Raw genomic sequence first — 15412 nt, forward strand, 5'->3', positions numbered from 1 at the left:
ATGTGAACTTTGTATGCATAGTATGTTTTCTGGGGTTATAAAAAGTTATCAGCATTCTCAGAACGGTCCCCTAAACTTGCTGCCCAACTAACAATTTTAGTAACTTCAGGGCGCTTTACATTCCAAAGGTGGTCGTGCTCTTGTTGTAGTTGTAAATAGCCCTCTCGGGTAATTAAATTTGTTTTCACTGTTGTTTGCTCTGTTGTTGAATGCAGTGGCAAGGTATAAAAAACCACTTATCTTGTCGAGTAGATTTTACGCCAGTTAGCATGTTTGAAATGTTGTGTAACAATCTAATTAATCAATTCATTTTTTATTAGCTTAGTTTTCATTTATATTAACTATTAACAAGTCAAAAACAACAAGAATGAATGTTATGGGACACGAAACCACAAAAGTATTAGTCGTCGATGATGATATGCGATTGCGCAGCTTATTAGAGCGTTACTTGGTTGAGCAAGGGTTTATTGTACGCAGCGCTGCAAACTCTGAACAAATGGATAGGTTATTAGAGCGTGAAAACTTTCACTTAATGGTGCTCGACTTAATGCTGCCAGGTGAAGATGGCTTATCTATTTGCCAGCGTTTACGCCAAAAAGAAAACGAAATCCCCATTGTTATGCTGACCGCGAAAGGTGATGAAGTTGACCGTATCATTGGTTTAGAGCTCGGTGCAGATGATTATATCCCTAAACCATTTAACCCACGTGAATTACTGGCGCGTATTAAAGCTATTTTACGCCGCCGCTCTAAAGAAGTACCTGGTGCGCCCGCAGCAGAAGAAAACGAGATCACATTTGGTGAGTTTTCGTTGAATCTCGCTACGCGAGAAATGACCCAAGGTGATAAAACCATGTCATTGACCAGTGGGGAATTTGCGGTATTAAAGTCGTTAGTGACTCACCCTCGTGAACCGCTTAGCCGCGATAAGTTAATGAACTTAGCCCGAGGCCGTGATTACAGTGCTCTAGAGCGTAGTATTGACGTACAAGTTTCGCGCCTGCGTCGTATGATTGAGGACGATGCAGCCAACCCACGTTATATACAGACAGTCTGGGGCCTAGGTTATGTATTTGTTCCTGACGGTGAAAAATAACCGTTTATGAGTATGTTTCCCAAAAGTGCATTTGGCCAAACAGTGTTTTTGGTGGCAGCATTATTGCTGATCAACCAAGTTGTATCATACATCACTGTGAGCCTTTACGTGGTAAAGCCCACCATTGAACAAGTAAACCTCATCCTCGCCAAACAAGTGAAAACAGTGTTTATTGATTGGGAAGATGGTGTAGAAATTAGCGATGAAGTATCTGCTAAGTTTTTCGAAATTACAGGTATCGAAGTAATGACCCAGCGCCAAGCTATGTCTCAAGGGCTTGGCCAAACACGAGAGTACCCAATGCTATCGCGCAGTATGTCGGAGCAATTAAATGGTTCTGCTCGCGTGCGTATTAGCCAAATAGGGCCGTTGATTTACTGGGTCGAAGCACCGCAAGCACCTGGTTTTTGGGTAAAAGTACCCCTCACAGGATTTAAAGATAACAACTTAGAGTTTTTAACCTTCTATTTATCGAGCATTGGCTTCTTGAGCGTTTTAGGTGGCTGGTTATTTGCCCGTCATTTAAATCGGCCATTAAAAGCATTGCAGCAAGCGGCTGTTAAAGTTGGAGTAGGGGATTTCTCTACCAAACTGGAAGAGCATGGCTCCACTGAAGTCATAGAGGTAACACGAGCATTCAATCAAATGTCTCGAGGTATTGCTGCACTTGAAAATGACCGACGGTTACTGATGGCTGGTGTGTCACACGATTTACGCACACCCCTTACACGTATTCGCCTTGCGACCGAAATGATGTCGGCAGAAGAAGATTACCTGCGTGAAGGGATCATCTACGATATCGAAGACATGAATGCCATTATCGACCAATTCATTGAATATTTACGCCATCATAAACGTGAAGAGCTTGCGCACGAAGACTTAAATGCGATTGTCTCTGAAGTGGTGCATTCTGAGCAAAAGCATCAGCGTAATATTCGTTTTATAGAGAACCCAAACCTCGATAACGTACCGTTAAGTATGGTGGCAATAAAGCGCGTAGTGACCAATATGATTGAAAATGCTATTCGTTACTCTGATGACGATATAGAGGTTGAAACCGCGCTAAGCAACGATAAAAAGTATGCCATTGTAATGGTAAATGATCAGGGCCCGGGTATTCCAGAAAGTGAGCTTGAAACAGTGTTTGAGCCATTTAAACAAGGCGATGCAGCCCGAGGCAGTGAAGGCAGCGGGCTTGGTTTAGCTATTATCAAACGAATTATTGATATGCACGACGGAAAAGTAAAATTAGTAAACCGGCCAGAAGGCGGCTTGAGTGCGCAAATTTATTTGTTATTAAAGCAAAGCTAGCTATATAGTAATTCATTTTGTAATTGACGCCGACGCCAAAAAACATGGTTTGACCAGCGCTGCTCTTGGCTATAAAAGTAGTGTTGGTGATATAAATATTGTTGCCAGATTAGCTCAATTTGTCGCTGATATGTTTTGTTGAAAAACTGTTGAGTATCGTTACCAATAAATTTAATAATCTGCGATTCGTTAATTAACTTTGCTAGCTGCATAGAGCTAGCCATCGCATTAAAAATTCCTTGCGATGATAATGGATCGAAGCTGATGGCTGCATCACCTAATGCAGCCCATTGTTGTCCGCTGAAGATTTTTAAGCGAGTTGAGTTGGCACTAACGATTCCCTGTAAATTCAGTGCACTTTCATTATCAACCAATAATGAGGCGAGCTGCTGCTGACATTGCGCGTGCTTAATAAATAACTGTACATTTCTGTGCAGCCCCTTAGTAATTAAATCAGAGTCTGTCTGAAATGCAATGACACGCCGTTGTCTTGGCAGAGGAGCGCTATACCACCAGCCATTGTTAGTTGCACAAATACTACCAAGTTTGTTTTGGGCAATATCAGGCATGGTGGCCCAGCAAGAAATCAGCCGATCCGTTTGTATACGTGTAGTGTACTTTTTAGCGAAATGTGCTTGGCGCCCTGATGCATCAATCACAAATTGTGCTGCAATATTGATATTTGGTTGTGTATCAGCTGTAGCTAAAGAGATTTGCCACATCCGGTTGTTGTAATGGCTATTATTGAGTTTAGCTGGCCAAATACACGTTACGCCACGCCGTTGTGCTTGTGCGCGTAAAAAGACCTCAAAAGCTTGCCTATCTAACCGCCAACCACTTCCGTCAGGGTTATTTAAATTGTCAGCAATATGGGTTGCTTCTTGGCCCCAGCTTATTTTCATACCAACATTGTGCAAATGGTTTGCGGCACTTGAGCTACTGGTCAGTTGACTTTCAAACTCAGCAAGTAAACCTAATTGCTGTAAAATACGCCTAGCAGCAGGAGCTAAACATTCGCCAATACGTTCTTCTGGCGCTGTTACTTTATCAATTAATATAACATGATACGTATCACATAAAGCGAGTGCCGCTATACATCCAGCGACACCAGCCCCGATGATCACAACATCTGCTTGCCGCTGGGGATGCTCGTGCAATGGCATATTCTTAGCGCCCCTTGATACGATGGAAGCGGTTCGCTTTTTCAGTCACGCCTAAGTTCGTTTGTCTGCGATGTGAGGAGTGTTCAGCGCTGAGGCTTGCTTTAGTATGATGCATAGCTTTACTAGCCAAGTTGACTAACCCTTCACTTTGCTGGTTGTGCGGCAATATACCAACCTGCATCGCGCTGGGAAATTGTGTATCTCCTATTACGCCGATATGAGGCTGGACAATAGCAAGTTCAGCAAAGTTATCTATCATACTATTGATTTGGTTTGTATAAGTGGCGGGATTGCCATGTAAAGGTAAATCATCAAGCCAGTCAGTTCGATAAGCGAAAGCCTGTTGACGAGTACTGTCAGATAATGAGGTATCAAGCACTTGTTGATAACGGAACTGGCTCATAATTTGATTTGGCACTCGAGCAGGCCAAAATGTTGGTAAAAATGGATCATACTCAGAACTATAACCATCTCTACAACTCGCGGTATCTGTTTGCCAAGGAACAGCCATCCAGCGGGTAATACCTCCTGCAACTTGACCACCAAATAAAGGCCCTTGCGCTAAGGTATAAACATCACTGTTCATGACGGGGCCATAATAATATCGATCACTTTGTAAATCAGCTGTGGCATGCTTTAATCGAAATGGCGACATATACATACCTGCGGTGCGCATTGGCCAAGTCATTTCACAGCCAGGATGAAATGCGTCGGCAAGGCAAAACTCCATCGCACCGCGGGTTAATAATTCTGGTTGTTCGGACACATGGTAATCGTCAATAGTTGGCACGTTCGCGTGTGCAGGGCAGGGCGACTTTGGTGTGAAATCATTTATAAAATCACCTTTAACCCATTGTTCTAAAAAGCTCAATTGTAAATTAGATAAGGTTGCATGCTGACGTACAGAACCTGTTGGAGGAATGCTTATAGCATCACCGTACAGCCAAGGCCATAGTTGTGGGGCTTGAGCACCAGGCACATCAAACCTACGAAAGTTGTTGCTCAAAGTGCGACGTAACTCTTGATACGCAGGCGAGGGGTCGCTGAGCTTTGTTAGCCACTCTTCGCTGGTGTAATTAAATTGCCCACCCCAACCAAATGCACCTGCAAAACCATCATTAACCCATTGCAAGTCAGTCATTCTGTTAAAGATGGGTTGAATGTCATTACAAAAAGGTGGGCGCTGTGGTCTTGCTAACATGCCGGCATCCACAGCAACGTCACGCATTAAATCCCACATTGTTCGCACTGATTTTTGCATTGGTGCATAATCTGGTGGCGCGCAAATTACCCAAGCGGGTTCAACTCGTAATGCGACACCTTGATATTCAACTTCAGCGGTAATAGGACCATCAGAAGTATCATCATACCAACCTTCATTATTGGCAAAAGTAATAGCAATATCACCGTTGATATTACGTGAAACACCGTGGCCACCAAGCATAATTAAACGGCCTTTTTGATCGCTGCGCATTTCACCTAAGTAGACTTCTTGATCCATAAAGTGGCCGATAAATTCATGCTTAGATTTAACATTTTTACGGCTTAAACTGTGTTTACCACCGTTGATTAGTAATTTACTACGATCAGCTACATTGTTATTACGTAGTAACGATGGTGGTGCATCCGCGGCTTCAGGGATATCCAAGGCAATTTGAAACTCGTACCAGGAGGCTTTTTGATTTGCTAATTCAGCATGCCAAGTAATGTCTGCATTATCGAGGGTTAGTTCTTTTATGGCTTTCCCTGCTGCATTAAAACCGTATATTCTAAATTCAGCAGCTTGGCGTTTTAGTGCGCCGGTTTTATCTCGATAACTGTTTTCATCGCTGTGTGCTATTGGCTGTGGCTGTTGTGGGCCGATAAAGTATTCTGTTTTGCTATTGCCTACGCGCATGACTCCAATCGGCGGGTAAATACCTGCGTAAACTATGCATTCAGAGTCAGAATCTTGATTCTGCTGCGGATTGAAATCGCTCAGTTGTTTAGGTTCTTGTAATTGTTGGCCATTAGCGCAATGACGAGCGTGAGCGCTGGCTGCATAAGCTGATTTTCGAGCGAGTGCGATACTACCTAAAGGTTCGTGAGCGGCTAATGTGCGCCAAATGTTAAAAGAAAGGTTACTTCCTAACTCAGCTTGCCCTATAGCGGTAATATTCTGCTGAGCTAAATGCAGTCGTGCGATACATATATAGGGGCTTTCCTTTGTGCTCCATAGCGCCTGAGCATCATCTAAAGGCATTGTTTTGGGATTACTTCTTAGCTGTACTTCAAACCGAAATGTGGCTGAGCTTTGACGTAAACGACGCTGTAAATCTAGGGCAAGATAGTTGTTATCTACACTAGGTGCCCCAAGCTCACTATCCTCGGGGACTAAGCGATATTTTACAATTTGCTTATCGCCTAACTTGAAAGGTAATATAGCCCAATATTTTGCGCTTAAACAACTGGCTTCTACTTTTTGCATTGCCTCAAGAATATCAGCTGTTTGTTTGTTTTCAGGATTATTTAAGTAGGCATCATAGTTTTTGTCAATTACGCCTGCTGTTGTAAATTGGCACATTTGTTGCGCATTTTTGGTGAAAAAACGATTCATGTTTTGAAAAATAAAATCAGCAGTTTCACCTTCACCAATCAACTTAGGGCCTTCCACTTTAAATAGCTTTATTGCCAGTCCCAATGTACTGTGTAAATCTGGCGAAGCTGGCTGGGTATCACTTGAAAAGCGCACCGCACATTCATATTCTTTGCCTGCAAAAATACCAACTTTAAACTGTTGAGCAATGTCTGAGTTAATTTCCAATTTACCATATGCAATACCATGTTGCTTTCTAAATACTGCCCGTTGAGCCGGGTGTTGTCCTTTGTCAATAGTGGGTACTTGCCCTAGGCCGACAAACATTTCGGTTAATCGTTGGCAAGCCAATTCAACATCTTTATCATTTGACCAACACGGTACATTGTTAGCAGTTATAGAGGCGTTTTCATTCTTTGTTGTTTTTTTAGTCATCACTTTATTCCTTATACAATTTAGGGGCTCTCGATAGTTTGAGCTGAAAACCTATTTTCGTTCGTTGATCACGGTTTTTTTGTTTGCACATTGAGCTGTTGATTGCTACTGACTAATTTTTCAAAGTTATTAAAAATATGGCTAACGGCCATGGTTGACTTACCTGCACTGATACCGTGACACGCAAAGCAATTATTGGTTGAATAGTTAGTGGTTTGATTTGGATCGCCATAGGTTTGGGTGTAGGTTTCTAGCGTTATATTGGCCAGTGCAAGTGAACCACGTAACTTGTCGTTAGCGTTAGGTGGGACAATATTGCCGCTAATGCCGTTACTAAACTGATAATCCTGAGTACTTAACCAAACACTACCGGCATAAAAATAATGCTGCCAATGGCTATCCTGCGCAGCTAGCCCTTTATAAACACTATGGTTTAGTTGCTGAATATTATTGAAGTTCTCCGCATCTTGGCTTTGCTGAGCTGCTGTTGCAAGGTGGACATAGGGGGCGCCGTTAGGTACGCCAAATTGGTAAAGTCTAAATGTATTGGTGGTGCTTTCAGCTGAAGGATAGCTCAGGTGAGCATCTCCTGCGGTGGTGTTTTTTCGATAGAAAATAAAATTATCACTATCGCTTACCACTTTATTTGCATCGTAATCGGTATCGACCTTTTTAAACGCACTCGTTGAGCCATAATAATCTGGTGTTGACGCTTGATGCTCAAAAGTGGCCCAAATAAATTCTGGGTGATTTTCTACCACGCCAACAACATGCATGCCAATTAATGCAACTTTGCTGCTACGTATGGTTTTATTGTCGGCTTTGATCAATGCTTGGTGTGTATAAAACTGCTCATCTATTTCTTGCTCAGAATAAAGGGGTCGTAATTGCTCGACTTCCAGCCAAGCAACCTTTAATTCAACCGAGCCAACAGCAAATTGATCACTGCTAGTGATAGGCGTTTTAGCTGCTGACTTGATAAATTCACGGTTTATATGTATTGAATAATAAGCTGGTTTATCACCATATTTTGTAAAGAGTTTGCCATGACTACTACCTGCTTGAGTGGTATCTTCTAAAATTAACTGGGCGCTTAATTTTAGGCCTGCTGGGTTGAGTAAATCATTCCAGGGCTCAAGGTAAGGCATCATTTCGTTATTTACTTGTATGTAATCACCACCAAACATGACTAGTTGTTTGGTTTTTTTATCTATTTGAGTTAAATACAGAAATTTTTGCCAAGACCACTGATGAAAATTACAGTTGGTAGATTGATCTTGTCCATCTACCCATGCAAACGGACTGTCTTTGCCTTCTTTTGGGGGTTTAACTGGAGACTTAAACCACTGTGCTTGAGCAATGCAGTTTGCTTGTGTAGCATATTGAGCTGCAGATTTTCCCGTTGCATGAGTGGTGAACGAGCTTAAGCAGAGCAATACCACTGCGGCGGTTTTAACTGGCTGAAAACGTTTCATTATTATGTTCCTACAGTTGCTAATTGAGCTAATCATTTTTATTAGTTCAAAGTAGGTCACTACAGGTATTAAATCTATTACACGACATTGCAGCAAATAGCTAATAACGAGTTATTCAGTATTTGGGTCAATCAAGTTAAGTGCTTTATTAGAGGGGGGATTAATAATTGTGGTGTTGTCGCTCGGTTTTAATAAGGAATAACTATTAACTTAGTATTAACTATGAAATGAGTAAGCGTGAGTAATGGTAATGCTCACGCTCACAGATTATTTAAGTTTGTTATTGCAAGGCTTTAAACCTAATGGCTGTGCCACCACTAGTCGCTAACTTTAGCGATAATGTATCTTTCGCTGTAACAATGCGTTGTTCAATCTTGATGTCGTAGGGGTTGTTTTCCCATTGTGCGTTGTCACCATCTCTATAAATTTGTGCTTCGAATGCGGTTCCTGTTTCTAAAAAGTCGAGCTTAATATCTATTGTACGAGCTTGCTCATCGGTGACTGCGCCTAAGTACCAGTCATTACCAGAATAGTTGTCGCGTTTGCGCTCTTTACGTGCAAACACCACGTAGTCGCCAACTTCACCTGCCAATGCGATACTTTGTTGCCAATCAGTCGGCACGTCTTGAATAAATTTAAACGCATCCGGTTTTGCTAAGTAATTACGCGGTAAGTCAGCAGCCATTTGAATAGGGCTATACATCACTACATACAAAGCCAGTTGCTTAGCTAGGGTTGTTTGCGGACGGTTAGTATCAGCGCCTAAACCATTAAAACCCATATCAAATATGCCCGGGGTAAAATCTATAGGGCCCGCTAACATACGAGTGAAGGCAAGCATCGGAATATGTTCTGGTGGATTAGGTGGCGTGCCCCATGCATTAAACTCTTGGCCTCGAGCACCTTCACGAGCTATCCAGTTAGGGTAGGTTCGGCGCAGGCCGGTGTCTTTAATCGGCTCATGGGTATTTATGCTGAGTTTATGTTTAGCGGCCAGCTTTATACTGTGTAGGTATTCGTTAACCATAAATTGACCGTCGTGCCATTCTTTTCGAACAATACCATTTTCGTCAATGCGTTTGATGTTACCGCCATCTGCGACGTAGCCAGTCTTTACTTGGCTAACGTTGGATTTTTCATACAGCGCATAAGCATCTTCCATTTGATTACGGTAGTTTGTAACGTTACCAGAGGTTTCGTGATGGCCTATAAGCTGCACACCTCTTTGTTTACCGTAACGAGTCAGTTCGGCGATATCAAAATCATCATAAGGTTTGGTAAAGCTAAATACATCGCCATTGAAAAACCAATCACCGTCCCAACCAATATTCCAGCCTTCCACGAGTACCCCATCAAAGCCGTATTTAGCTGCAAAATCCATGTAGTACTTAGTGTTTGCTGTGGTAGCGCCGTGTTTTTCACCGCTGCCCCAGGTGGTTTCATTGATATGCATTCCCCACCAAATACCCACATATTTACCTGGTTTGACCCAAGATACATCGCCTAATTTGTTTGGTTCATTTAGGTTTAAAATTATATCTGAATTAATCAAATCAATGGCTTGTTCGCCAATTTGTACCGTACGCCATGGAGTATTAAATGCGCCGCTTTTTTTCACTGCGATGCCGTCAGACCAAGGTGTTAGATCAGCTTGTAATGTACCAGGGCGACGTTGATTGAGAACCATACCGGCATAATCAACCAATGCTGCTTCATGAATACTAATATGAACACCATCGGCATTTTTAAATGTGAAAGGGGTGTGTACAAGAGCAGCATCTTGTAATGGTGTGGTGTTGTAAACATATTCGTAGCGATTCCAGCCGCGGGCAGGGATCCACCAAGCTGTTGCTTTATCTGCGGCGGTTATTGCAAACTCGGTGAGCTCTTTGGTTATCTCGATCTGTTCAAAACCAGTTTGTTTCGGTACTTCGTAACGAAACCCGACACCGCTATCAAATGCTCTAAAGCGCACGGTGTAGGTACCGCCATGAGGAGCTGGTTTGCTAAAAGTAACTGCAACTTCATTATGCTGATCAAAAACCGTTTGTCGCTCACCCCATGGTTGCTGCCATTGTTCATTTACCTGTTTACTGGCAATGTTAGTGATTGTGAAACCTTCATCAAATGCTGCTTGCTGTTTGAACTCAAATCCTAGGGATGAGTTTTCAATAACATTTTTATTGTTAAAGCTGATTGAATAATGAGGTGCCGTATTATGATCTGAAATGGTTATTTTGATTTTTTTGTTTGGTGATTCAACAGTGGCTTCTTTAGCGAAGCCACTGCTTGATAAAAGCGCTAGCAGTAGTAAAGGTAATCGCATTGTGTGTCCTTTATGTCTAACTGGTTAATTATCCAGAGTTCAGATTAGTTAGCATAAAGCGAGGGGGTAGCATTTACGAGGTGGCTACATACGTATTCAACGCAATAAATTTTTCAAATTAAGTAATAAAGTATCAATAAAATAGGTCTATACTGTTATATAAAATAATTAGAATAGATAATATGAAACTCCTTACCTTTATTCTTTTAGCGTTGAGCGCTGTTAAAAGCTATGCAGCCACGGTAGCAATATCTGATTTAAATCAGCAAGCTGTAGAACATGCAGTGGTGTGGTTAACGCCACTGAAACCGTTAGAGAATACAGCTGTAGCTAACCAGTCATTTACCATGGCGCAAAAAGATCGTCAGTTCACTCCACATGTGCTGGTGGTTGAGCAAAATGCTAAGGTCGAATTTCCTAATTTAGATTCGATCATGCATCACGTTTATTCGTTTTCTAAAAGTAAGTCGTTTGAATTAAAGCTTTATCGTGAACAACCCCAAGCGCCGATCACCTTTGATCAAACAGGGGTTGTTGAGCTTGGCTGTAATATCCATGATTGGATGCTTGGTTACATAGTGGTTGTTGATAGCCCATTTTATGGCATAACAAACGAGCAAGGTCAGTTTTCTTTTGATGTACCTGCCGGTGAATATACACTCACTGTATGGCACGAAGGGTTTGGCGATATTAGCTCAACAGAGTCGCAAACCGTTAAAGTTAGCGATACAGATTTCAACTATCAATTAAAACAAAAAGTAACTCCACGTATTGCAATTGGTGTAGATGAATTTGATGAATATTAGAGTCTTAATCGGTTTTGCTCTTTTGGCTGTTGTGTCAAATGCCACTGCGCAAGTAAAAGGTTTATTGCAAGTAGGTGCAATAAAAGGCGATTCCCACGCTACTTGGCAAGAAGGTGGTGTAGGGCTTTATCGCTACGATACTGATACCGACGGTATTGTACTTACGCAAGGGTTAATCGATTTTAGAGCCGATATAACAAGTGGTTGGTCTGCGCATGGGGTGATTAACGCCTACCAAGATTCTGAACCAACGCTCGGGCTCAGCCAAGCGTATTTACAGTATAAACCCCTAACAAACAGCAAATATAAATGGCATGTTCGCGCTGGAGGTTTTTACCCTTTATTGTCACTAGAAAACCCTGATATGGGCTGGATATCTCCCTACAATTACACGAATTCTGCGATAAACTCATGGATTGGCGAGGAAGTGCGTACTTTGGGCGTAGAAGCAACAATTAAACGCCCTGGTCGCAGTTTTAATAGTAAGCATAGCTTTGCCTTTGTTGGCGCTACATTTAAAGGTAATGACCCCGCAGGTACGCTTTTAGCTTGGCGTGGGTTTGCGATGCATGACCGCCAAACAACACTGAATGAGGGGGTTGCATTTGCCGCTGTTGCATCGCTTGATACGCCTCAACTGCAATTTCAAGCTAATCAAGTTTTGCCGTTTGAAGAGGTTGATGGCCGCTTTGGTTATTATGCCGGTGTGCATTGGGATTATTTAAAAAAGTCGCAATTTCGATTCTATTACTATGATAATAATGGTGACCCAGCGGCTGTTAACTACAGTACTGGGCAATACGCGTGGGATACACGTTTTTCAAGCGCTGCATGGTTATATAAATTCAATGCTAAAACACGTTTAATTACTCAGGTTATGTCTGGTAGTACGGCGATGGGAGATACACGAGGTGTAGATAACCGTTTTTATAGCCACTTTGTTTTATTGAGCCATAAAATGGCATCTCATAGGCTATCTATTCGTTATGACTATTTTGAAGTAACAGATAAAGACGATTGGGCCTTTGATCCAAATGCTAGTTATGGCGAAGGGATTACAGCAACTTGGCGTTATCAGCTTTCACCACAATGGCAGTTAGGTATTGAAGGATCTGCATTACATAGCCAAGCCGATAATCGTGCCGCTATGGGTATCGCAGAAAAAATTTCCCAGCAGCAAATTAGTCTAAATGCCCAATGGCGCTTTTAGACCCGCATGAAAAAAGTAAGGGATTCTTGGAGCCCCTTACTTTTTTAAGACACCTTATTTTTTATCAAAGGCACGTTTCATAAAATTAGGTGTAGCTAATGCGCCGTGGTGAATACCACTGTTATAGTATTCAGTACCTTGAGCAAGCTCACTAGCAGCATCTTCTCTAAAGCCTGCAAATGCTTCATCTTTACGTGCTAGTGTCACAGACCATAAACCGCTTGGGTAAATAGGTTGTGGAAAAGGCAGAGTTTGCAAATCTTTAAAGCCTACGTCTGTCATGGCATCGCGCATCTCGACTAGTAGCGGCATGTGCATGAGTGGAGATTCACTTTGTTGCACCATAATACCGCCAGGGCGAAGGGCGTTTAAACAACTAGTATAAAAAGCATGGTTGAACAAGCCTTCACCAGGACCGACAGGATCAGTACCATCAACAATCACTACATCGATAGAATCACTTGGTAGTTCGCGCATGTATTTAATACCGTCATCAAACATCACCGTTGCACGTGAGTCTTGATTTGCTTCACATAACTCCGGGAAGTACTTTAGCGACATTTGCGTAACGACTTCATCAATATCAATTTGTGTTACCGCCTCAACACTTGGGTGTTTTAGTACTTCGCGTAAAGTACCGCAGTCACCACCGCCGATGATCACAACATTCTTAGGGTTCGGGTGAGCCAATAGTGCAGGGTGGCTGATCATTTCATGGTAAAAAAAGTTCTCACGACTACTTACCATAGTGCAGCCATCAATAATCATTAAGTTACCAAAATCTGTGGTTTCGAACATTTCGACTTTTTGAAAAGGAGACTGTTTTTCGTCTAATTTTTTATTAATGCGTAGAGAAAACGCACTGCCGTCACGTTCGCTTATTTCGGTAAACCATTTGCTTTGATCTAAATTTGCCATGTCGCTAGCTACACTTTTGAGTTGAGTATGAAAAAGGGGCAATTCTGCCAGTGGTTGGCGTTTTGCTCAATGAAATTTTATCAGTATAGCGAATATTTTATCCTAGCTTTGGCTTAAAGGTTAATTTTTGTTAGCTTAGCGAGTTATGACGTATTAAAATGCGTGATTAAACACGTATTTGCCAACTAAAGAAGAATTTGCCATGACTTGGGGTTTAGACACAGCACGCGCTACCTATAACGTTGCTCATTGGAGTGATGGTTACTTTGATATAAATAGCCAAGGCGAGCTGGTGGCTTATCCTGATGGCGATCAAAGCAAAGCGGCTATTTCATTAACTGATTTAACTGAGCAGTTTAAAAAACAAGGTCTAACACTGCCTGTGTTAGTGCGCTTTACTGATATTTTGCAAAACCGAGTTGATACACTCACCAGTGCTTTTTGCAAAGCCCGCGATGCACGCGATTATCATGGTCAATACACCTGTGTTTATCCAATAAAAGTAAACCAGCAGCGTTCAGTCGTGAGTAAGTTGTTAGCTCATCCAAGTGGATTAGTGGGTCTTGAAGCTGGCTCAAAACCAGAGTTAATGGCTATTTTAGGAGTGGCAACATCACCTATCACTATTGTTTGTAATGGCTATAAAGATAGCGAATTCTTACGCCTAGCCTGTATTGGTCAAGCGATGGGCCACAAGGTTAAAGTGGTTGTTGAAAAGCTATCAGAACTGACCACCTTACTAGCTGAAATAGATGATTTAGGCATTGAACCGGCTATTGGTATTCGTATTCGCTTAAATTCTGTGGGTAAGGGGAAATGGCAAAATACCGGCGGCGAAAAAGGCAAGTTTGGTTTAACTGCAGGGCAGGTGCTTAGTGCGGTTGAAGTACTTAAACAACATAATAAGTTGCATTTAATGCAAATGGTGCACTTTCATATCGGTTCTCAGATTGCCAATATTCGTGATATTCATCGGGCTTTACGCGAATGTTCGCGCCATTTTGCTGAGTTAACCCAGTTAGGTGTGCCATTAAACACCGTTGATGTGGGTGGTGGACTCGGCGTTGATTATGAAGGTTCTGGTTCACGCAGTGCCTGTTCAATGAACTACACAGTAGATGAGTATGCTCGCAATGTTGTGAATGCGTTCGCGGAAGTGTGTGAACAGCATGATTTACCACATCCAGCCATTATTACAGAGTCAGGTCGTGCGCTTACTGCGCACCATGCGGTATTAATTACTGATGTTATTGATGTTGAACAAGCGCCAAATCATTTGAACCCAAGCGCACCCGAACCTAACAGTGTATTAGTGCTTGATGAAATGTGGCAATGTTTACAGCGTTTGAATCCGCGTATGGCGCTCGAAATTTATCACGATGCGATGCATTTATTTAGTGAAGCGCATGATCAGTACGTACACGGTTTAGTCAGCATGTTGGAATGGGCTAAAATAGAGCAACTTTACTTTACGATATTGCACCGTGTGCGAGCGTCATTAAGTAATGCAAGAGCCCACCGTGAAGTGCTTGATGATTTAAATGAAAAACTGGCCGACAAGCTATTCGTTAATTTTTCATTGTTTCAGTCGCTACCCGATGTATGGGGTATTCAGCAGTTATTCCCAGTAATGCCAATTGAGAATTTAGACAAGCCTCTAACGCAACGCGCGATTATCCAAGATATAACATGTGATTCAGATGGGCAAATTCGTGAATATGTTGAAGGTGCTGGAATTGAAACAAGCTTACCAATACCGCAATATATTCCGGGGCAGCAATATCATGTTGCTATGTTTATGGTGGGTGCATACCAAGAAATTTTAGGTGACTTACATAACTTATTTGGCGACACTGATTCGGTACATGTTGAGTTGAACGAACAAGGCTATCAACTAACAAATGCGATAAAGGGTGATAGCGTTAAGGATGTATTAAAGTTTGTAGACTATGATAGCGAAATTTTAGCCGAGAACTTTGCATCAACTGTCGCAAAATTAAGTATCAGTGATAGCGAAAAAGCACAGTATTTAGTAGAGCTAAATGCAGGACTTGCTGGTTACACGTATTTTGAAGATTAAATTTGATGAAAGGAATT

10 protein-coding genes and 1 pseudogene are annotated in these 15412 nt (G+C 42.0%); 5 read left to right on the forward strand and 6 right to left on the reverse strand.

The window, feature by feature from the left end:
* Positions 1-47: 47 nt before the first annotated feature.
* Positions 48-188: pseudogene (locus AAEU30_RS08970) on the reverse strand (transcription elongation factor GreB); the annotation flags it as partial.
* A gap of 188 nt (positions 189-376) precedes the next feature.
* Between AAEU30_RS08970 and ompR the strand changes: the two are divergent.
* Positions 377-1096, forward strand: a complete 720-nt coding sequence (gene ompR / locus AAEU30_RS08975) for an osmolarity response regulator transcription factor OmpR (RefSeq protein WP_087532542.1) — start codon at positions 377-379, stop codon at positions 1094-1096.
* A 6-nt stretch (positions 1097-1102) separates the two neighbouring features.
* On the forward strand, positions 1103-2407 hold the full coding sequence (gene envZ / locus AAEU30_RS08980) for a two-component system sensor histidine kinase EnvZ (protein ID WP_421960203.1): 1305 nt from the start codon (positions 1103-1105) through the stop codon (positions 2405-2407).
* On the opposite strand, the gene AAEU30_RS08985 is transcribed toward envZ, so the two are convergent.
* The 4 genes from AAEU30_RS08985 to AAEU30_RS09000 all read right to left on the reverse strand — a co-directional run bounded on the left by AAEU30_RS08985 (position 2404) and on the right by AAEU30_RS09000 (position 10381).
* On the reverse strand, positions 2404-3570 hold the full coding sequence (locus AAEU30_RS08985; RefSeq protein ID WP_421960204.1) for an NAD(P)/FAD-dependent oxidoreductase: 1167 nt from the start codon (positions 3568-3570) through the stop codon (positions 2404-2406). The two genes, envZ and AAEU30_RS08985, sit on opposite strands and share 4 nt — an antisense overlap.
* A 4-nt stretch (positions 3571-3574) precedes the next feature.
* Complete coding sequence (locus tag AAEU30_RS08990) at positions 3575-6580, reverse strand: LodA/GoxA family CTQ-dependent oxidase (protein WP_421960205.1); 3006 nt, start codon at positions 6578-6580, stop codon at positions 3575-3577.
* Between the two features lie 68 nt (positions 6581-6648).
* Positions 6649-8055 carry a hypothetical protein gene (locus AAEU30_RS08995; RefSeq protein WP_421960206.1) on the reverse strand — a complete coding sequence of 469 codons (1407 nt, stop codon included), beginning with the start codon at positions 8053-8055 and terminating at the stop codon, positions 6649-6651.
* 280 nt (positions 8056-8335) lie between these two features.
* Positions 8336-10381, reverse strand: coding sequence for a glycoside hydrolase family 97 protein (locus AAEU30_RS09000; RefSeq protein ID WP_421960207.1), 2046 nt, complete (start codon positions 10379-10381; stop codon positions 8336-8338).
* Positions 10382-10563: 182 nt separating this feature from the next.
* Between AAEU30_RS09000 and AAEU30_RS09005 the strand changes: the two genes are divergently transcribed.
* Both AAEU30_RS09005 and AAEU30_RS09010 read left to right on the forward strand, forming a co-directional pair.
* On the forward strand, positions 10564-11187 hold the full coding sequence (locus AAEU30_RS09005; protein ID WP_421960208.1) for a methylamine utilization protein: 624 nt from the start codon (positions 10564-10566) through the stop codon (positions 11185-11187).
* A complete protein-coding gene (locus tag AAEU30_RS09010; protein WP_421960209.1) occupies positions 11177-12397 on the forward strand; it encodes a hypothetical protein in 1221 nt (406 codons plus the stop codon). The genes AAEU30_RS09005 and AAEU30_RS09010 overlap by 11 nt, the downstream gene beginning before the upstream one ends.
* A 54-nt stretch (positions 12398-12451) precedes the next feature.
* Here AAEU30_RS09010 and speE read toward each other — a convergent pair whose 3' ends face one another.
* Complete coding sequence (gene speE / locus AAEU30_RS09015; protein WP_421960210.1) at positions 12452-13315, reverse strand: polyamine aminopropyltransferase; 864 nt, start codon at positions 13313-13315, stop codon at positions 12452-12454.
* Between the two features lie 202 nt (positions 13316-13517).
* Here speE and speA point away from each other — a divergent pair, with 202 nt between their 5' ends.
* The gene (gene speA, locus AAEU30_RS09020) at positions 13518-15395 is read left to right on the forward strand and encodes a biosynthetic arginine decarboxylase (RefSeq protein WP_421960211.1); all 1878 of its coding nucleotides are present in this window, start codon (positions 13518-13520) and stop codon (positions 15393-15395) included.
* Positions 15396-15412 lie beyond the last annotated feature (17 nt).

The sequence above is a fragment of the Pseudoalteromonas mucoides genome, from assembly GCF_049257175.1.
Taxonomy (GTDB): domain Bacteria; phylum Pseudomonadota; class Gammaproteobacteria; order Enterobacterales; family Alteromonadaceae; genus Pseudoalteromonas.

Bases quoted from the DNA above. Each gene is read 5' to 3' on its own strand.
- AAEU30_RS09005 (WP_421960208.1), top strand. From the start codon at position 10,564: ATGAAACTCCTTACCTTTATTCTTTTAGCGTTGAGCGCTGTTAAAAGC.
- AAEU30_RS09010 (WP_421960209.1), top strand. From the start codon at position 11,177: ATGAATATTAGAGTCTTAATCGGTTTTGCTCTTTTGGCTGTTGTGTCA.
- AAEU30_RS08990 (WP_421960205.1), bottom strand. From the start codon at position 6,580: ATGACTAAAAAAACAACAAAGAATGAAAACGCCTCTATAACTGCTAAC.
- speE (WP_421960210.1), bottom strand. From the start codon at position 13,315: ATGGCAAATTTAGATCAAAGCAAATGGTTTACCGAAATAAGCGAACGT.
- AAEU30_RS09000 (WP_421960207.1), bottom strand. From the start codon at position 10,381: ATGCGATTACCTTTACTACTGCTAGCGCTTTTATCAAGCAGTGGCTTC.
- AAEU30_RS08995 (WP_421960206.1), bottom strand. From the start codon at position 8,055: ATGAAACGTTTTCAGCCAGTTAAAACCGCCGCAGTGGTATTGCTCTGC.
- ompR (WP_087532542.1), top strand. From the start codon at position 377: ATGGGACACGAAACCACAAAAGTATTAGTCGTCGATGATGATATGCGA.
- AAEU30_RS08985 (WP_421960204.1), bottom strand. From the start codon at position 3,570: ATGCCATTGCACGAGCATCCCCAGCGGCAAGCAGATGTTGTGATCATC.
- speA (WP_421960211.1), top strand. From the start codon at position 13,518: ATGACTTGGGGTTTAGACACAGCACGCGCTACCTATAACGTTGCTCAT.
- envZ (WP_421960203.1), top strand. From the start codon at position 1,103: ATGAGTATGTTTCCCAAAAGTGCATTTGGCCAAACAGTGTTTTTGGTG.